We start from the raw sequence: 18632 nt of genomic DNA on the forward strand, positions 1-18632 counted from the left end.
CCCGGTTCAGTGGAAACGGCGACGTGAACAACGGGGTGGGAGCGGCGTCCCGCCGCGAGCTTTTGCTTTTCCAGGCTGCGAAGCGAAGAGCTCGCGGCGGGACGCCGCTCCCACGGCCATATAACGTCAGACGGTGCCGCGGTTCTTGCCCTGCCACGGGCGGTAGTACTCGCGGATACGCGCCATGTCCTGCTGCAGGTTGTCGGTGGGCTGGAAGACCCGGTCGATGCCGATGATCTTCTCCGGGTAGTGGAAATAGGCCATGACGATGGGAACATCCGCCGCGCGCGCGATTTTCCAGAACCCCGTCTTCCACTTCTCCACGCGCTTGCGCGTGCCTTCCGGGGTCAGGGTGAACCAGATGCGGTCGAAGTCGCGGATGATCGCGATCGCCTGCTCGATGGTTCCCTGCGGCGAACTGCGGTTCACTGGTATGGCCCCCAATCGCCGCAGCAGCGGCCCCAGCGGCCACCAGAACAGTTGCGTCTTGCCCAGCACCCGCACCTCCAGGCCCAACGCTATTTTCGCCGCCATTCCCCAGTACCCGTCCCAATTGGACGAGTGCGGGGCCACGATCAGCACCGCCTTGGCCAGATCAGGAATCGGCCCGACGATGCGCCAGCCTCCCAGCCTCAAGGCCGTACGGCCCAGCCACCGGGTGAACCGATTGGGCTTCACTTGCGGCATGAGGGGCGGGATGGCGGGAATCAGATCCGTCGCATCGCTCAATCGATCACTCCCTTGTTCGAACGTCCGCGCTTGATTTCGCCGCGGCCACGCTTGGCGTCCAGGCGCCGCGCTTTTGCGGCGCGCGAAGGTTTGGTGGCGATGCGCTTCTTCGGCGCAGCCAGGCCGGTGGCGATGAAGGCGGCCAGGCGCTCGCGCGCATCCTGGCGGTTGCGCTCCTGGGTGCGGAAGCGCTGCGCATCGATCACCAGCACGCCCTCATCGGTGATGCGGCGGTCACGCTTGGCCAGCAGGCGCTCGCGCACCGGTTCGGGCAGCGACGGCGAAGCGGCCAGGTCGAAGCGCAGTTCCACCGCAGTGGAAACCTTGTTGACGTTCTGCCCGCCCGCGCCGCTGGCGCGCACGAAGCGTTCTACCAGTTCGGTCTCGGGTATCGCCAAGGTAGGCGTGATTTCGAGTGCGTCGCTCCCCATCGGTCAATTGTAGGCATGATGCGGCGCCGCTGGAATCCGACGGCTCCGGCTTAACCGGTCGTTTACTTTGCGCTGGGCACTATGCGTCTCCCTTCATCCGTTCCAGGAACCACCGGCATGCCGATTCCACGCCTGTTTCCGCGCCTGCTGGCTGCCGCCTGTCTTGCCTTGTGCGCCGCCACCGCGCTGGCCGCCCCGCCGACCGATGCCGACATCGAGCGCCTGCTCAAGGCCTCGCGCGCCCAAAGCATGCTCAACGCGATCCTGCCGCAGATGGAGGAGATGCAGCGCCAGCAGTTCGAGCAGATCACCAGCGGCAAGGACCTGAGCGCCGAACAGAAAGCCGAGGTCGAACGCATCCAGTCGCGCACCAACCAGATCGTGCGCAAGGCCCTGTCCTGGGACGAGATGCGACCCCTGTACATCGATGTTTACAAGCAGACCTTCAGCAGCGAAGACGTCCGGGCCATGGCCAAGTTCTACGAAAGTCCGGCCGGCAAGAACCTGCTGGACAAGACTCCGGCGCTGATGCAGAACCTGATGGGCGCGATCCAGAAGAAGATCATCCCGATGATGGAAGAACTGCAGACCGAGCTGAAGGAATCGACCAAGGAAACGCCGGCGCCGGAAGTCACTCCGCCTGCGAAGAAGAAAAAGAAAAGGTAACCAGAGACCTCGTAGGAGCGGGCCCTGCCCGCGACGCTTTTGGGCGGCCTCCGGGCGATATTCAAAGCGTCGCGGGCAGGGCCCGCTCCTACAGCTTCAGGTCCGCCCTGGGCGGCAGCCGCCAGTCGATCGGCGTTTTGCCCTTCTGCGCCAGGAACTGGTTGGTCGAGGAGAAGTGCTGGCAGCCCAGGAAGCCGCGATGCGCCGATAGCGGCGAGGGGTGCGGCGCGCGCAGCACGCGGTGGCGGCGCGCATCGATCACCTTGCCCTTGGCCTGCGCATAGCTTCCCCACAGCAGGAACACGATGTCCTCGCGTTCGCGGGCCAGCGTTTCGATGGCGTGGTCGGTGAATCCTTCCCAACCCTTGCCCTGATGGGCGCCCGCGCGGCCTTCTTCGACGGTCAGCACCGCGTTCAACAGCAGCACGCCCTGCCGCGCCCAAGGCAACAGGCAGCCGTGGTCCGGCCGCGGGATGCCCAGGTCGCTGTTGATTTCCTTGAAAATGTTGTCCAGCGACGGCGGCACAGGAATGCCCGGCAGCACCGAAAAGCACAAGCCGTGCGCCTGTCCGGCGCCGTGGTACGGGTCCTGGCCCAGGATCACGACTTTCACTTCCTCGAAAGGCGTCGCATCGAAGGCTGCGAAGATCTGCGGACCCGGCGGAAAGATGTGCGCCCCGGCTTGCTTGCGCTGGCGCAGGAACGCCGACAGCTCGCGCATCTCGGGACGTTGCAGCCAGTCGCCGACTTTCGCCTTCCAGGAGGGTTCTAGTTTGATGTTGTCGTTGTCGGGCATGAGGGGAGAATGAAATTCGGGCGCGATGATTGATTGGAATCGTCAAGAAAATTGACGCCGCCAGAGAGCATCACGCATGTTCACACCAGCGAACGAGCCTCGCCCATGCTCGACACGCGCAGCTGGAACAGCACCTTGGTGATCAGCAAGCGTTCCTCGATGGGCTTGAGCACCAGATCGTTGGCGCCGGCCTGCAGCAGTTCGGACTGGTTGTTGCGGTTGTCGTCGCCGGTCATCACCAGGATCGGCAGGCGGCGCTTGCCGTAGGCGAAATCGATGCGCACACGCTGCACCACATCGCGGCCGCTGAGCTCGCCCTTGAGGGTCACGTCGGTCAGCACCAGGTCGAAACGGTGGGTGGAATGGCCCAGCGATTCGGCGGTGAGCAGGGCGAAGGCGTCTTCGGCCTTGAGCACATGGACGACCTTGAGATCGTGGCGTTCCAGCATGCGCTTGGTGGTTTCGGCCACCACGCGGCTGTCTTCCACGTACAGCACGGTGGCGCCGGCGACCGGTTCGGGCTGCACGTAGCCACGGATGAAGGCCGCCAGCGCCTCGTGGCCCAGCGACTTGTCGAAATAGTCGGTGACGTATTCGGTGAAACGGCGTTCGACCAGATGTTGCTGCGCGTCGCCCGACACCACGATCACCGGCACATAGGCCTGCCCGGCGGATTCGCGCACCGCACGCGCGATCTCAAGCCCGTCGCCGTCCTTCAGCGCCAGCGAGGTGGTGACCAGGTGCACCGCGCCGCCCTCCAATGCCTTGCGCGCTTCGGCCACGCTGGCGCAGCCGATGACTTCGACGCCCGGCAGCTCTCGGGTAAGCACGTCGGCGATCATCTTGCGCACCATCTTCGAACCGTCGACCACCATCACCCGCGGGGTGTCGCTGATCAGATGTCGAAGCTCTTGCGAATGCATAGGGCCTAGGTTTCCGTCGGTCGGGTTTGACGCAGGAAATGTCCGGTCACCAGCCACGCACCCAGCCAACCGATCGCCGTGGCGGCCAGCAGAAAACCTGCGGCACGCAAGGGGTCCAGTCCGCTGAGTGCGAAACCGCTACCGTAGCTTTGCGCCAATGCATGCAGCGGCGCGCGCAGAGCATACGCTGCCGCGGCCAGCAGACCCAAGGCCAGCGCGCCAGCGGCCAGTCCGTACCACGCGCCGAGGTAGATGAAAGGACGGCGGATGAAGCCGTCGGTGGCGCCCAGTAGCTGCAGTACGCCGATTTCCTCCCGCCGCGACTGGATGTCCAGGCGCACGGTGTTGCCCACCACCAGCAGCGCGCCCAGGCCGAACAGCGCCGCCAGCACCCAGGCCAGGCGTTCGCCGAAACCCAGCCAGCCTTGCAGGCGCTGGCGCCAGGCCGCGTCGTGCTGCAGCAGACCGGTTTCCGGCAGGCGCTCCAGCGCCGCCACCAGGCCGGCGTCGTCTTTGCCTGGGGTCACGATCAGCAGGCTGGGCAACGGATTCTCTTCCAGTGCGCCGATCGCATCGCCCAGACCGCTACGCGCGCGGAACTCGGCCAGTCCCTGCTCCGGCGTGCGCACTTCCACCTTGGCCACGTCGCCGCGTCCGCGCAGTTCCGCCGCCAGCGCCTGCGCGCGCGCGACTTCGATCTCGGGTTTCAGGAACACGTCGATCTCGCGCGACTGCTCCACGCTGCCGGCGAAATGCTGCAGGTTCTCCAGCGCCAGCCCCAGGCCCAGCGGCAAGGCCAGCGCCACTCCCATCACTCCGATGGTCAGCAGCGTGGCCCATGGCCGGCGCAGCACGCGGCCCAGGCTGGCGACGAAACTGTAGAGATGTTGGTCCAGCCAGATGCCCACGCCCGAGCGCGGGCCGGCGGCGACTTTGGCGTTCTCGCTGGCACCACTCATTCGGCCAGGTCCGCCGGGGAGATATCGTCCATCAGCTTGCCGTGGTCCAGGATCAGCACGCGCTTCTTCATGCGCTTGATCAGGGCCAGATCGTGGCTGACCACCAGCACGCTGGTGCCGCGTTGGGGCATGGAAGCGAACAGCGACATGATTTCGGCCGCCAGCGTGGGGTCGAGGTTGCCGGTGGGTTCGTCGGCCACCAGCAGGCGCGGCTCGGCGACGATGGCCCGGGCGATGCCCACGCGCTGCTGCTCGCCCGCCGAAAGCTGCGAAGGCAACGCCTTCTCTCGATGGCCCAGACCCATGCGCGCCAGTACTTCGCGCACGCGCTTGCCGATGTCGGCACGGCGGTCGCCGCGCAGGATCAGCGGCAGGGCGACGTTCTCGGCCACGCTGCGCTCGGCCAGCAACCGATGGTCCTGGTGGACGGCGCCGACTTCGCGGCGATGCAGCGGAATACGCCCGCCGCGGACTTTCAACAGATTGCGTCCACCGAACACCACCGCACCGCGGGTGGGCCGCTCGCTGAGATGGATGAGTTTGAGCAACGTGCTCTTGCCCGCACCGGAGTGTCCGGTGACGAAGAGCATCTCGCCTTGGGCGACTTCGAAACTGACATCGGACAGGGCTTCGTGCCCGCCGGGATATTGCTTGCTGACGTTTTCGAATCGCAGAACACTCATGCCGCGATTATGCCCTGTTCCCTTTCCACTAGTAGGTCGGGGTTACATCCCCGACGCGCGCGGTGTTTGGTGCATTGAGGGTCGGGGGCGTAGCCCCGACCCTACTAGCCGCCGGAGACCAGCGACTTGAGCTTGCGTCCCAACTTGGTCAGGAACGAAGAATTGTCGGCGGGCGCCGCAGCCTTGGAGGCCGGTGCGGCCTGTACCTGCTGCGGACCCGGGTTCGCGACCGCGCCTTCCAGCGGCACGCCATGACGGCGACGCCGGCGCTTGCGCGGCGGACGCGTGGCGTCGGTTGCGGCCGCCGGGACCGGCCCGGCATTGGCGGCCGGCGCTGCGGCAGCCGGTACCGAAGCGGTGAGGTTCTCGCTGCGCGGTGGACGCGGCGGGCGCGGACCGCGGTCGCCAGTAGCGCCGGCCGAACCGCTGCGCGGACGCGAAGGACCGCTGCCGCTGCGGCCGGAACCGCTGCCGCCGCTGCGGCCGCCACCACGACGCTGCTCGTCGGCGATGCGCTGTTCGCGTGCTTCCTTGAAGATCGTGCCGATGCTTTCGCCAGCGTCTTCGTCCACTTCATCGCCCGGTTGCGGTGCAGCGCGCGGCGGACGCGGAAGGGCGGTCAGCAGTTCGGCGGTCACCGATTCCACCGGCAGCTTCTGCTCGATGTAGGCCTCGATGTCGGGCAGGCTCTGCGCGTAGATCTCGCAAGCGAAGCTGATCGCGTCGCCCTCGGCGCCCAGACGCGCAGTGCGGCCGATGCGGTGCACGTAGTCTTCGGCGTCGAACGGCAGATCGTAGTTGTACACGTGCGACACGCCATCGATGTGCAAGCCGCGCGCGGCCACGTCGGTGGCCACCAGGATCTCGAGCTGGCCTTTCTGGAAGCGGTTGAGCAGCGACTCGCGTTTCTTCTGCGGCACATCGCCCGACAGCACGCCGACACGGTAGCCGGCCCGCTCCAGCGAACGCGCCACGCGCTCCACCCACACCTTGGTGTTGACGAAGATCATGGTGCGCGCGCCTTCGCTGCGCGACAGCAGACCGATCAGCAGCGGGATCTTTTCCTCGTTGGCCGGGAAATAGACCTTCTGGCGCACCTTGGCTGCGGTGATGAATTCGGTCTCCACCACCAGCTTCTGCGGCTCGTTCATGTGCTCGTACGCCAGCTCCAGCACCCGGTGGCTGAGCGTGGCGCTGAACAGCAGCGTCTGCCGTGTGGTGCGTTCGGGCATCTTGCGCAGCAGGAAGCGGATGTCCTTGATGAAACCCAGATCGAACATGCGGTCGGCTTCGTCCAGCACGCAGATCTCGCAGGCATGCAGCGAAACGACCTTGCTCTGCTTCACGTAGTCGATCAGGCGGCCCGGCGTGGCGATGATGACGTCCACGCCCTGGGTCAGCAGTTCGCGTTGCTTGTCGTAATCGACGCCGCCGTAGATGAGCGCGAAACGCAAACCCAGGTCGGCGCCGAACTTCACTGCGTCCTTGTGGATTTGAATGGCCAGTTCGCGAGTCGGCGCGAGGATGAGCGCGCGCGGATCCTCCAGCTTGCGGTCGGCCAGCGCCGGACGGGTGAGCAGACGGTTCATGACCGTGACCAGGAAGGCCAGGGTCTTGCCGGTGCCGGTCTGCGCCTGGCCGGCGACATCGCCGCCCGGCAACGCGACCGGAAGCGTCATCGCCTGGATCGGCGTGGTGCGCGAAAATCCGGCGGCTTCCAGTCCGGCGAGCAGGGCCGGATGCAGGTCGAACGAGGAAAAGGTGATATCGGTTAACGGCTTATCGCTCATGCTTTCTTCTTTGGGCTTTCTTCGCGCATTGCGCGGGTCGATGCGCTTGCATCGTCGTCACCGGCGTCGCACACTGCGTTCCATGCCGGTGTACGCGAATCCAGGGGCAAACCCTTGAACGGAATCGCGGAACGCCCCAGTTTACAGCAATGCGGAGGCCGGCATTTCGGCCCACAACCGGGCCCCGCCCTCCGCGGACCCCGCAGGAGACCCCAAAGTGAGCGATAAGGTGACACACGTCGGCGATGCCGATTTCGAGACCGCCGTGCTGCAGTCCGACGAACCGGTATTGGTGGATTTCTGGGCCGAATGGTGCGGTCCCTGCAAGATGATCGCCCCGGTCCTGGACGAGCTGGCCCAGACCTACGAGGGCAAGCTGAAGGTGGTCAAGCTCAATGTGGACGAGAACCGCGCCACCGCCATCAAGTACCACGTGCGCAACATCCCGCTGCTGCTGCTGTTCAAGGACGGCCAGGTCCAGGCCACCCAGGTCGGCGCCGTGGGCAAGGGCCAGCTGACCCAGATGATCGAAAAGGGCATCGGCTCGACCGCCTCGGCGGCCTGATCAGTTTTCCGTGGGTCGGGGCTACGCCCCCGACCCACGCAGCCTCCCCATAAGACCGGGTCAGGGGCCTGCGAAGCCCTCCAGCTGAACGGCTTGGTCGCGCGGCGCTTGCCGCCGCCGCTTCCCGGTGCTAGTTTCAGCAGTATCCGGCGCGGGGTCTGCGCCGCACCCATCTGACCGCACTCATTACGAGAGCCCACCCTTTCACCGTCCCGCCCGCATTCCGCTGGCGCTCGCAACCGTAGCGAGGAATCGCAACTTTGTCCGATAACACCCCTGAAGCCGGCGACGCCGGCGCTCCTGCCGAGAAGCGTGTGCGCAAGCCGCGCGTCGCCAAGGCCCTCCCCGCCTCCGAAGCACCCGCCGCCCCGGCGCCTGCTCCCAGCACCCCTCCTCCGGCTCCCGCCGCGCCTCCGGCGCCGCGACCCGAACCTTCCGCGCAGCCTGCCGCCGTGCAGCCGCAGCCGGCGCTTTCGCAACCGCAATCCCAAGGCGGCAACGCCCAGGGCGGCGGCCAGGAAAGCAGCGGCCAACCCTCCCAGAATCCGCAAGGCCAGGCCCAGGGCGGCCAGCAGCAGGACGGCGAGCCGCGCGACCAGAACCAGAACCGCTTCCAGAACGGCGGCGGCGGCAACAACAACCGTCGCGACCGTTTCCGCAACCGCCGCGATCGCGACCAGCGTCCGCGCAACGACGGCCTGCCCAGCGACAACGGCGCCAACGAGCCCTTCGTGCCGCGCGGCCCCGCTCCGGGCGTCCCCGAAGGCTTCCCGCAGTATTCGCTGAGCGACCTCAAGCGCATGCCGGCGCAGAAGCTGCTCGACATCGCCGAGCAGCTGAGCATCCACGAAGGCGTGGCCCGCGCGCGCAAGCAGGACGTGATCTTCGCCCTCTTGAAAGTGCTGACCCGCCACGGCGAAGGCGTGGCCGCCGACGGCGTGCTGGAAATCCTGCCCGACGGCTTCGGCTTCCTGCGCGCGGCCGAGGCCAGCTACCTGGCCGGCCCGGACGATACCTACATTTCGCCCAGCCAGATCCGCCGCTTCAACCTGCGCACCGGCGACCACCTGAGCGGCCGCATCCGTTTCCCGAAAGACGGCGAACGCTATTTCGCGCTGTCGGTGGTGGACACCATCAACGGCGAGCCGATCGAAGCCAGCAAGGGCAAGGTGCTGTTCGAGAACCTGACCGCGCTGTTCCCGCGCCGCCGCTTCACTCTGGAACGCGGCAACGGCTCCAGCGAAGACATCTCCGGCCGCATCATGGATCTGATGGCGCCGCAGGGCAAAGGCCAGCGCGCGCTGATCGTGTCGCCGCCGAAAGCCGGCAAGACCATCCTGATGCAGCAGATCGCCACCGCGATCACCACCAACCATCCCGACGTGCACATGATCGTGCTGCTGATCGACGAGCGTCCGGAAGAAGTCACCGAAATGCAGCGCACGGTGCGCGGCGAAGTCATCAGCTCCACCTTCGACGAACCGGCCGCGCGCCACGTGCAGGTCGCCGAAATGGTGATCGAGCGCGCCAAGCGCCTGGTCGAGCACAAGAAGGACGTGGTGATCCTGCTGGACTCCATCACCCGCCTGGCCCGCGCCTACAACAACGTGGTGCCCAGCTCGGGCAAGGTGCTCAGCGGCGGCGTCGACGCCAATGCCCTGCACCGCCCGAAGCGTTTCTTCGGCGCGGCGCGCAACGTGGAAGAAGGCGGTTCGCTCACCATCATCGCCACGGCTCTGGTCGAGACCGGTAGCAAGATGGATGAAGTGATCTACGAAGAGTTCAAGGGCACCGGCAACAGCGAAGTGCATCTGAACCGCCGCATCGCCGAGAAGCGCGTGTACCCGGCCATCGACATCAACCGCTCCGGCACGCGCCGCGAGGATTTGCTGATCGAACCGGAACTGCTGCAGAAGATCTGGATCCTGCGCAAGCTGCTGCATCCCATGGACGAGATCACGGCGATGGAATTCCTGTTGGACAAGATGAAGAACACCAAGTCCAACGACGAGTTCTTCAGTTCGATGAAGCGCTGAATTACGCAACTCGACACAAACAAAAAAGCCCCGCATCGCGGGGCTTTTTTTCATGGCCGGATACTCAACCCGGCTGCAACGGCGTCAACAGGCGCAAGCTGTTGCGGGCGTCGTACAAGATGCCCGCAATCATGGCATCCGGCGCCTGCTCGCCGATCGCATTGGTGTCCCATGGTGCCCGCTGGGTGGGGCCCGGCACGTAGGAATCCCATTGGCCGTAAGTGGGACGCTCATAGCCGTAGAACTGGAACTCCACCGGCACCCGCACCACCCAGCCCGTCTCGTTCGGACTGCCGCCGGCGACCGGCGGCTGGAACGTCCACTTCTTCGCAGCGCTCAAAGCGGCCTTGGAGAAGATCGTGCGCATGCTGGCCATCTGGTTCTCGCTGCCGATGACCTGCAGGTTGACCTGTTCGGCGAACGACTCCTGCACCGAGCCGTCGCGAGCGATCTTCAGCACCACGTACACGGTTCCGCGGCCACCCATGCGCGCCGCGTTTTCGGGGTAGGACGGCGGCTTCATCGCCAACGGCTTGATCGCATCCGGACGCGCAATGTACTCCTCGGGCGTCTGCGCCTCTTCGCCGAAGTAGCCGCTACGGATGCTCAGCTGGTAGAGATCGGCATCGATTTTCTTGGCAACCACGCGCAGGCTCATCCGCGCCTTGGCTTTGCGTGCCACGCCATCGATCAGCACCGGCTCGAAACGCCAGCTCGCGCCGCCTTGTTCGACAAGCTTGACCACGCTCGCCGGAAGCTTTTCCTGCTCGTCGATTTCCAGCTTGGTCACGCTGCCGCCCGGAGCGATCAATGCCCACCCGGTCACCAGCATGCTGGACTCGATCTGTTTGCGCACCGCGCCAGGGCCGGCCGCATGGCTGGCGAGGGAGAGCAGCAATCCCAGCAGCAACACCATGATTCGATTCATCACGCCATTCCTTGCGAAGTTGTCGAGTAGGCAGCCTAGAGGGTGAGCCTGAGCTTGCCAAGCATTGCCGCGTAGTTATGCAGAGCGCTAGATCCGCGCTAGAGCCATCTTGGGCCCATCGCCGCAATCAACCGCCTTGCAGCGGGGTCAGCAGGCGCAGGCCTTTGCCTGTTTGGTACACGCTGCCATCGGCCACCATCGTATCGGGCGAGAAGCTGGGCATATCGCGCAATCCTTCCCAGGGAATCGACTGCCGTGGCCCCGGCACATAGGCCTCCCATTCGCCATAGCCGGCTTTGCGGCCGCCTATTATGTAGTCGACCGGGACCCGTACCGTCCAATACGATTCATCCACGTCCTCGCCCTTTGCCGGTGGCGTGAATTTCCACTGCTCCGCGGCTTTGATCGAAGCGTCCGTAAAAACCTTGCGCGCCTGAGCCATGACGCTTTCGTTGGCGAGGTACTGCAGGTTGACCTGCTCTGCAACCACATCCTGCACCTCGCCATCCTTGCCGACCTTGATCGCCAGGTAGACCGTCGCCCCCGCGCCGGCACGGGCCGCGCCTACCGGATAGCGCGGCGGGGTCAGTCTGGTCGATGAAACCTCCGTCCCCTCTTCCACTTTGAACGGCGAGAAATTCACGCCGCCCATGCGAAAGGCGAAGTCGCCGTTCTCCAGCTTGTTGCCGATGACCCGCATACTCATCTTGTTGCGCATCGCAACTGGCGCGCCATCGAGCAACGGAGACTCGAATGTCCACTGGTCGATATTGCTTTTCACCAGGCTCAATACGCCGCGCTCGATTTTTTCCGGTTGATCGATGGCGAACTCTTCGACCTTCCCCCCCGGCCCGACCAGGATGGTGCCGGTCACCAACATGCTGGCTTCGATAGTCTTGCGTACCTCGCCCCGCCCCGCAGCCGTTGCCGGCAACGACAACAACAGAAAAAGCGCGCCAAACATGATGCGTTTCATGGTCCGCTCCGTTTCCCCGTGGACTGCAGGCTAACGCAGGTCCTGAACCCTTTCAATGCGTTTTGGCCTGATGGAATCGGGCCACTGGCATCGGCGTGACCCATAATGCAGCCAAGGAGGTGCGCGCATGCACGGTAGCGGTCTGGAACTTGCCCTGGTCTTCCTGCTGGCCGCAACGCTGGCGGTGCCGCTGTTCAAGAAATTCGGCCTGGGCGCGGTGCTGGCCTACCTAGTGACCGGTGCGGTGCTGGGGCCGTACGGGCTGAGCCTGGTGAGCGACGCCGACCGCATCCTCAACGCCGCCGAGATCGGTGTGGTGATGATGCTGTTCGTGATCGGCCTGGAACTTTCGCCGCAGCGCTTGAAGGTGATGCGCAAGCCGGTGTTCGGCGCGGGCGGCCTGCAGGTGCTGCTGAGCGCGGTGGCGCTGGGTGGCCTGGCTCTGACCGTGATGGACATGCACTGGAAGACCGCGCTGGTGGTGGGGTTGGGCCTGGCGCTGTCGTCCACGGCGGTAAGCCTGCAGCTGTTGTCCGAGCGCAAGGAACTGACCACCGATTACGGCCGCCTCGGTTTCGCGATCCTGTTGTTCCAGGACCTGGCGGCGATTCCTCTATTGGCCGCGATTCCGCTGCTGGCCGGCGCCAAGAACGAAACCCTGAGCTGGACCATGGTGTTCCAGGCCGTGGGCGCGATTGCCATCGTAGTGTTCGGCGGACGCTTGCTGCTGCGGCAGATCTTCCGCGTGGTCGCGCGCACGCGCATGCCCGAGGTGTTCACCGCCAGCGCGCTGCTGGTGGTGCTGGGCACCGCCTGGTTCATGCAGTTGGCGGGATTGAGCGCGGGACTGGGCGCTTTCCTGGCCGGCGTGATCCTATCGGATTCGGAATTCCGGCACGAGCTGGAATCGCAGATTGAACCGTTCAAGGGACTGCTGCTGGGCCTGTTCTTCATTGCGGTCGGCATGGACATCGACCTGGACCGCGTGGCCGCCGAGCCGCAGATCATCGCCGCGGGCGTGGCGGTGTTGCTGGCGGTGAAATTCTCGATCCTGTACCTGCTCGGCCTGCGTCCCGGCAAGCTGGCGCCGCGCGCTGCGCTGATGCTGGCGGGCGTACTGTGGCTGGGCGGCGAATTCGCCTTCGTGGTGTTCAGCGAAGCGGTGCGCGTGGGTCTGCTGGACGACCCCACCCGCGACCGGCTGGTGGCGGTAGTGGGTGTGTCGATGGCGATGACGCCGCTGTTGCTGATCGCCATGTCCAAGCTGCTGGCGCGGGTGAAGAAGCCGGTGGTCAAGCCCGAGTTCGACAAGATCGAGGAAATCGATGCGCAGCAGCCACAGGTGCTGATCGCGGGCATGGGCCGTTTCGGCCAGATCGTGGCGCGCCTGCTGACGGCGCAGCGCATTCCGTTCGTGGCGCTGGAACACAGTCCGGAACAGGTGGAAGACATGCGCCGTTTCGGCAGCCGCATCTATTACGGCGATCCCACCCGCCCCGAGTTGCTGCGGGCTGCCGGCGCGCAGCACGTCAAGGTGTTCGTGATCGCCGTCGACGATACCGAAACCAATATCAAGGCCACGCGCCTGATCCGGCGCATGTATCCGAAGGCGCTGATCCTGGCGCGTGCGCGCAACCGGCGGCATGCGTGGCGGTTGATGGATCTGGGGGCCGAAGCTTTCAGGGAGACCTTTGGCACCAGCCTGGAGCTGGGAGAAAAAGTGCTGGTCGCACTGGGATTACCGCCCGAAACGGCGGCCGACCACACCAAGCGCTTCCGCACCCACGACGAGAAACTGCTGCGCGCGCAGCACCTGATCTACGACGACGATGTCGCCGTGGTGCAGACCGCACGCGATGCGCGCGCCGATCTGGAGAAGCTGTTCGAGGCCGATGTCAGCGACAGCGACACGGTGGAGCAACCCAAGTCATCCGAGCAGGCTTGATGCGGGGAATGTAGGGCGGGTCTTGACCCGCCATTACCATCGATCCGCACACGCCGACAATGATCGAAACCGTGGCTAGGTCGTCCTGGTTTCGCTACCCGCCGATGCGAATTGATCCTCTGCAATGGCGGGTCAAGACCCGCCCTACCGCGGTTCGCGCAGGAACCTGGCCATCGATGCGCCGGAAACCGCCGGCGAGAACTCCGCGGCCACGTCTACGAAACCGCGCATCACCGCGATCTCGCGCGGCGTGCGGTTGAGTGCATCGCGCAGGTCGGGATCGGCGCCGGTGCGCAGCAACCGCTGGACCACGCGCAACAATCCGTGCAAGGCGGCCAGGTGCAGCGGGCCGAAGCCGCGCGGGTCCTGCACGTCCAGCGAAACTTCTTCGTCCAGCAGGCGCTCCAGCGCGGCGAGCACCACTTCTTCGTCGCAGGCAGTGCCGGGTTCGGCGCGCGCGCCCAGCAACAGCAGCAGCGGCGTGACCGCGCCGGCGGCGATCTGTTCGGGTTCGGCACCAGCCAATAGCAAGGTATCGAACAATGCGACCAGGCGCGGCTTGTCGCGTGCGATGAAGCCGAACAGCGCGGCGCAGTGCAGCGGCGTCAGTCCCTGCGCATCGCTGGCATGGACGTTGGCGCCGGCAGTGAGCAAACGCGCAGCGATATCCGGCAGGCCCAGCGCCGAAGCCAGCATCAATACGGTGACGCCGCCCGGCAGGCGATGTTCGATCTGCGCGCCGGCGGCGAGCAGATCGTTGACGATATCGGCCTGGCGCATGCTGACCGCTGCCGACAGCGGCGTGGCGCCGGTGTTGGCGGCGTGCTGCGGATCGGCGCCATGGCCGATCAGCAGGTCGACGGTGGCGCGATGGCCGCCGCCCGCTGCGCGCAGCAAGGCGGTGCAACCTTGCGCGTCGGGCGAGTCGACAGCGAAACCCAGGTCCAGCAGGCGGCGTACCGCGTCGGCGTCGCCGGCCATCGCCGCGGCGGGCAAGTCGGCGGCGCGCAAGGCGCGCTTGGGCAGGGGCCAGCCGCGCCAATCCAGCCAATCGGCAAGATCGCGGCGGCCACTGGCCAACGCCACTCCGAGCGGGGTCTGCCCGTCGGCGGCGCGCGCCTCCGGTGAAGCGCCCTTGGCGATCAACTGCTTCAGCAGCGCTTCACGGCCCAGCGCCGTGGCCAGGTGCAGGGCGGACATGCCGTGGCCATCGCGCGCTTCGCGATTGAGGCCCAGATCCAGCAGGCGATCGAGCAGGCGGCTCCACCCCAGGCGCACCGCCAGCGACAGCGGCGGATCGCCGTTGCGCGACGGGGCGAAAGGATCGGCGCCGCGCTCCAGCAATTCCAGCGCAAAAGCTTCGGCGCCGCGCACCGAAGGATTGCCCTGCAGACAAGCCGACAGAAAGCGGGACAAGCCGCCGGCACCGGCGGGCGACAGGCCACGCTGCAGCAACAGCCGCAGCAGCGGCAGCGTTTCGGGTCCGCGCGCCAGCAGTGCGAATACCGCCACATCGCCCTGGCTGTCGCGCGCTTCGCCATCGGCACCCTGTCGCAGCAACCATTCGACGCGCGCGGGCGAAGCGACGATGTCCGGGTCGTGCAGCAAGGTGCCCAGTTCCTGTGCCGAACAAAGTCTGGCCAGAGCTTCGAGACCCTCGCGCCGCTCGGCCTGCAGACCATCGCGGACCAAGCCCAAAGGCGCGCGATCGGGCGGCGCCTGGTCTTCCTCACTCTCGGCTACGGCGGCAGGCAAGGCATAGGCGGGATCAAGCGCGGACACGATGGCCCAGCGCCCGGCCTCGGCCGCCAGATCGACCGCGCGCCTGCCATTGCGATCTGCGTGGTCCGGATCGACACCGAGCTCCAGCAAGCGACGCACCAGCGTTGCGGGTACCGATTCGCCGGCGCAAGCCAGATTCAAGGCGTTGCGGCCGTCGCTGTCCTCGTCGCCGGGAAGCGAACCCGCTTCGGCCAGCACATCCAAAACGGAGACATGGCCGCCACGCGCCGCTTCCAGCCATGGCGTACGGCCAGCCTGGTCGCGGCTTTGCACATCCGCACCGGCGTCGAGCAGCGCGGCGGTGATGTCGGCGTGGCCGGCGAAGGCCGCTTCGTGCAGCGCGCTGCGGCCACGGCTGTCGCGCGTGTCGATCTTGGCCTTGTGCTTGAGCAGCAGCGATACGCCGGCCGAATCGTCTTCCTCGGTAGCCGCTGCGGCCAGCAGCACCGGTTGTCCGCCAAGCGGTTCGGGTTTGGCTCCGCGCTCGAGCAGGAACTTGGCCAGGCGCCAGTTGCCGGCAACGCAAGCCACCGCCAGCGGGGTCATGCCCTCTCCGTTCAACGCGTCGATTTCCGCTGCGGCGTCGCGCAGCAATGCAGCCACGCCGGGATCGGAGCTGCGCGCGGCATGGTGCAGGGGGGTGTTGCCTTCGCTGTCGGCGGCGCGTGGATCGGCCCCGTTGGCCAGCAGGGTAGTCACCGCATCGGGCCTTCCATGCCAGCTGTCGCGGGTGGCAGCCAGCAGAGGCGTCATGCCCGCCTGTGCCTGGTTCAGGTCGATGCCGCGGCCGATCAGGGCGCGCAACAGGCGCAGATCGGGCAGCACCGCCGCCAGCGTGGCCAGGCTGCGCTGGTCGCGGGTGTCGGAAGACACGGCGCGCGGGTTGGCGCCGGCTTCCAGCAGCTCCAATGCGCGTTCCACTCTTCCTGCGCGTGCCGCAGCGAACAGCGCCGTATCCAGATCCTCTTCGGCCGCGGGCGATACGGCGACGGGAACGGCGCTTGCGCCGGCCGTGGACGGCGCCATCACCAGCACCGGCAGGGTCCGGGCGGCGGCGGCGCGCTGTAAAGCCCAATGCAGCACCGGCAGCAGCAGCGCGTAGGCCAGCGCAAAAAACATCCGCAGGTGCGCGGGCACCAGGCCCGGCCAGGCCAGTACGCCGCCAAAGCCGATGGCCACCGCCACCAGGGCCGCCACGCCCAGTCCATGCCAGGCATGGATATCGCGTTCGGACAGGCCGCGCCAATGTTCGGCAAGCGAACCGCCCTCGCGTTCCAGCAGGTGCCACAGCGGCCAGGTCCGCCACAACCCGATCAACAACGCGCCCACTACCGCGCTCAGGCCCAGCGCCGCAGGCAGGCTGCCGCTCTGGCGCAAAGCGCTCAGCGGCCATGCCACCAGCAGTGCGGAGGCGAGAAAACCCACCGCCCACAGCGACAGCAACGCCAGCGCCTCGCCGCGCCAAGCGAAACCGGAAGGACGGACGCGGGTCTGGCGTTGCCACGACACCGCCAGGGCCAGCGCCGGTTGCGCCAGCAGCGCGCCCAGGGCGGCGAACACGCCGCCGCCCTTATCGGTGGTGAGCCCGGTGAGCGCAGCCAGCAGCATGCCTAGCGTCAGGGCGATCCAGGGCGCGGCGCGGGACAGGGATGCTTTCCTAGCCATTCGCGCGGCCGGCATCGCCGTCCTGCAGGTCGAATATCCGCGGCGGAAACTGCAGATGGAAGCCGTGCGAGGCCAGATTCTGGCGGACCGTCTCGCTGTTTTCCCGCGCCAGTTTGCGCCCGGGCGTCAGCGCCACCTCCAGCACGAAGGTCAACTCGCCCAGCGGTGTGCGCAGGGACTCGGGAATGCGTTCGAAATCGTCGCGTGCGGCAAGGTAGACGAAAGTGTCGGCCTTGCGCTGGCTTTTGTAGACGTAGGCTTGCATCCGCGCGTGACGCGTCCTGCGTTTGGGGGTGGGAGGATTGTGGAGGAAACGCGGGCATAGCGAAACCCGCGACGGCGCGCGCGAACGTGCGGGAGGGCTCGAAACAGCGGTATTTCCGGGACAAGAATGAATGCCCGGCGCGGTTTGTCTCACAAGGCTGAATCCGGAACACGGCGCCGCGCGCCATTAAGGCCGTGCGAATTTTCCCGCCGCCGCCACTGGCTATACTTCGGCCACGTTAGTTCACGGAATACCGCGTGCAGTCATCGCCGTTGTCACCCATGCCTGCCCTGGCGATTACCGCCTACACCGCCACCACCGCCCTGGGCCGCGGCCGCGACGCGCAGACCGAAGCCTTGCATGGCCGCCGCAGCGGACTACGCCGCAACGATTTCGGCGGCGACGGACGCCTGAACTGCTGGATCGGCCGGGTGGACGGACTGGAACACTCGCCGCTGCCGTCCGCCCTGTCGGAGTGGGAATGCCGCAACAACCGGTTGGCGTGGCTGGCGCTGCAACAGGATGGGCTGCTCGAAGCGGTCGCCGAAGCGGTCGCGCGTCATGGCGCCGACCGCGTGGCGTTGGTGGTGGGAACCTCCACTTCCAGCATCGGCGCCACCGAAGAAGCCTATACGCGGCTGTCGGGCGGATTGCCGGGTGAAAGCAGCCATTTTCCGGCCGACCTGAATCGGCCAATGGTGCACACGCCGCATTCGCTCGGAGATTTCGTGCGCCACGCCACCGGCTTGCGCGGTCCGTGCATCACCGTGGCGACCGCCTGTTCCTCCAGCGCCAAGGTGTTCGCCCAGGCCGCGCGACTGATCCAGGCCGGCCTGGCCGATGCGGCCCTGGTCGGCGGCGTGGATACCTTGTGCGGCAGCGTGCTGTTCGGCTTCAACGCCTTGCAGCTGGTATCGCCTGAACCGTGCAGGCCCTTCGATGCGAACCGGATCGGCCTGTCGCTCGGCGAAGCCGGCGGTTTCGCGGTGCTGGAGCGTCCGGCGAAAGGGGAAACCGAAGGCCTGCGACTGCGCGGCTACGGCGAATCCAGCGACGCCCACCACATGTCCGCACCGCATCCCGAAGGGCTGGGCGCGCAACTGGCCATGCGCGATGCGCTGGCGCGCGCCGGCATCGGCGCCGGCGAAGTGGATTACCTCAACCTGCATGGCACCGCTACGCCCGCGAACGACTCGGTCGAAGCCCGCGCGGTCGCCGGCATGTTCCCCGACCGCCTGCACGCCAGCTCCACCAAGGGCTGGACCGGACACACGCTGGGCGCAGCGGGCATCGTCGAATCGGTGATCGCGCTGCTGGCGCTGGAAAGCGGATTGCTGCCAGGCACGCTCAACAGCGTTGTTCCCGACCCGGCCTGCGGTCCGCAGATCCGCTTCGACAACGCACGGCGCAGCATCGGTTTCGCCATGAACAACTCGTTCGGCTTCGGCGGCAACAACGCGTCCCTGGTCTTCGGCCGCGCATGATCCAGCCAC

Annotated in this window: 16 protein-coding genes; 5 read left to right on the forward strand and 11 right to left on the reverse strand. The window is 66.5% G+C overall.

Going from position 1 to position 18632, the window contains the following annotated elements; genetic code table 11:
• Window positions 1-126: 126 nt before the first annotated feature.
• Together BLR66_RS14900 and arfB are read right to left on the reverse strand one after the other, a co-directional pair.
• Entirely contained in the window at window positions 127-729 is a 603-nt protein-coding gene (locus BLR66_RS14900; protein WP_093288760.1) for a lysophospholipid acyltransferase family protein, read from the reverse strand.
• Window positions 726-1160 carry an alternative ribosome rescue aminoacyl-tRNA hydrolase ArfB gene (arfB, locus tag BLR66_RS14905; protein ID WP_093288763.1) on the reverse strand — a complete coding sequence of 145 codons (435 nt, stop codon included), beginning with the start codon at window positions 1158-1160 and terminating at the stop codon, window positions 726-728. Before arfB ends, BLR66_RS14900 begins: the two co-directional genes overlap by 4 nt.
• A 117-nt stretch (window positions 1161-1277) precedes the next feature.
• On the opposite strand from arfB, the gene BLR66_RS14910 reads away from it, so the two are divergent.
• Window positions 1278-1826, forward strand: coding sequence for a DUF2059 domain-containing protein (locus BLR66_RS14910; RefSeq protein WP_093288766.1), 549 nt, complete (start codon window positions 1278-1280; stop codon window positions 1824-1826).
• An 88-nt stretch (window positions 1827-1914) separates the two neighbouring features.
• Here the strand turns inward: BLR66_RS14910 and ung are convergent, their stop codons facing one another.
• The 5 genes from ung to rhlB all read right to left on the reverse strand — a co-directional run bounded on the left by ung (window position 1915) and on the right by rhlB (window position 6977).
• The gene (gene ung / locus BLR66_RS14915) at window positions 1915-2622 is read right to left on the reverse strand and encodes a uracil-DNA glycosylase (protein ID WP_093288769.1); all 708 of its coding nucleotides are present in this window, start codon (window positions 2620-2622) and stop codon (window positions 1915-1917) included.
• 80 nt (window positions 2623-2702) lie between these two features.
• Window positions 2703-3545, reverse strand: coding sequence for a response regulator (locus tag BLR66_RS14920; protein WP_176943902.1), 843 nt, complete (start codon window positions 3543-3545; stop codon window positions 2703-2705).
• A gap of 5 nt (window positions 3546-3550) precedes the next feature.
• Window positions 3551-4504 (reverse strand): permease-like cell division protein FtsX, encoded by a 954-nt coding sequence (gene ftsX / locus BLR66_RS14925; protein ID WP_093288773.1) that lies wholly within the window; start codon window positions 4502-4504, stop codon window positions 3551-3553.
• Window positions 4501-5187, reverse strand: coding sequence for a cell division ATP-binding protein FtsE (gene ftsE, locus BLR66_RS14930; protein WP_093288777.1), 687 nt, complete (start codon window positions 5185-5187; stop codon window positions 4501-4503). Before ftsE ends, ftsX begins: the two co-directional genes overlap by 4 nt.
• 104 nt (window positions 5188-5291) lie before the next feature.
• Entirely contained in the window at window positions 5292-6977 is a 1686-nt protein-coding gene (gene rhlB / locus BLR66_RS14935) for an ATP-dependent RNA helicase RhlB (RefSeq protein ID WP_093288780.1), read from the reverse strand.
• Between the two features lie 217 nt (window positions 6978-7194).
• On the opposite strand from rhlB, the gene trxA reads away from it, so the two are divergent.
• Window positions 7195-7542, forward strand: a complete 348-nt coding sequence (gene trxA, locus BLR66_RS14940) for a thioredoxin TrxA (protein WP_093288782.1) — start codon at window positions 7195-7197, stop codon at window positions 7540-7542.
• Between the two features lie 260 nt (window positions 7543-7802).
• Window positions 7803-9578, forward strand: a complete 1776-nt coding sequence (gene rho, locus BLR66_RS14945) for a transcription termination factor Rho (RefSeq protein ID WP_093288785.1) — start codon at window positions 7803-7805, stop codon at window positions 9576-9578.
• 64 nt (window positions 9579-9642) lie between these two features.
• Here the strand turns inward: rho and BLR66_RS14950 are convergent, their stop codons facing one another.
• Entirely contained in the window at window positions 9643-10506 is an 864-nt protein-coding gene (locus BLR66_RS14950) for an energy transducer TonB (protein WP_093288788.1), read from the reverse strand.
• A gap of 127 nt (window positions 10507-10633) precedes the next feature.
• Window positions 10634-11482, reverse strand: coding sequence for an energy transducer TonB (locus BLR66_RS14955; RefSeq protein WP_093288790.1), 849 nt, complete (start codon window positions 11480-11482; stop codon window positions 10634-10636).
• 127 nt (window positions 11483-11609) lie between these two features.
• On the opposite strand from BLR66_RS14955, the gene BLR66_RS14960 reads away from it, so the two are divergent.
• Window positions 11610-13427, forward strand: a complete 1818-nt coding sequence (locus BLR66_RS14960; protein ID WP_093288792.1) for a monovalent cation:proton antiporter-2 (CPA2) family protein — start codon at window positions 11610-11612, stop codon at window positions 13425-13427.
• A gap of 144 nt (window positions 13428-13571) precedes the next feature.
• On the opposite strand, the gene BLR66_RS14965 is transcribed toward BLR66_RS14960, so the two are convergent.
• Window positions 13572-16817, reverse strand: a complete 3246-nt coding sequence (locus tag BLR66_RS14965; protein ID WP_093289884.1) for an ankyrin repeat domain-containing protein — start codon at window positions 16815-16817, stop codon at window positions 13572-13574.
• 49 nt (window positions 16818-16866) lie between these two features.
• Window positions 16867-17139: a YcgL domain-containing protein gene (locus BLR66_RS14970; RefSeq protein WP_093288794.1), complete on the reverse strand. Its 273-nt coding sequence runs from the start codon at window positions 17137-17139 to the stop codon at window positions 16867-16869.
• Window positions 17140-17420: 281 nt separating this feature from the next.
• Between BLR66_RS14970 and BLR66_RS14975 the strand changes: the two genes are divergently transcribed.
• Window positions 17421-18623: a beta-ketoacyl-[acyl-carrier-protein] synthase family protein gene (locus BLR66_RS14975; RefSeq protein WP_093288796.1), complete on the forward strand. Its 1203-nt coding sequence runs from the start codon at window positions 17421-17423 to the stop codon at window positions 18621-18623.
• Window positions 18624-18632 lie beyond the last annotated feature (9 nt).

Origin of the sequence: Pseudoxanthomonas sp. CF125 (genome assembly GCF_900104085.1) — a bacterium.
GTDB lineage: Bacteria > Pseudomonadota > Gammaproteobacteria > Xanthomonadales > Xanthomonadaceae > Pseudoxanthomonas_A.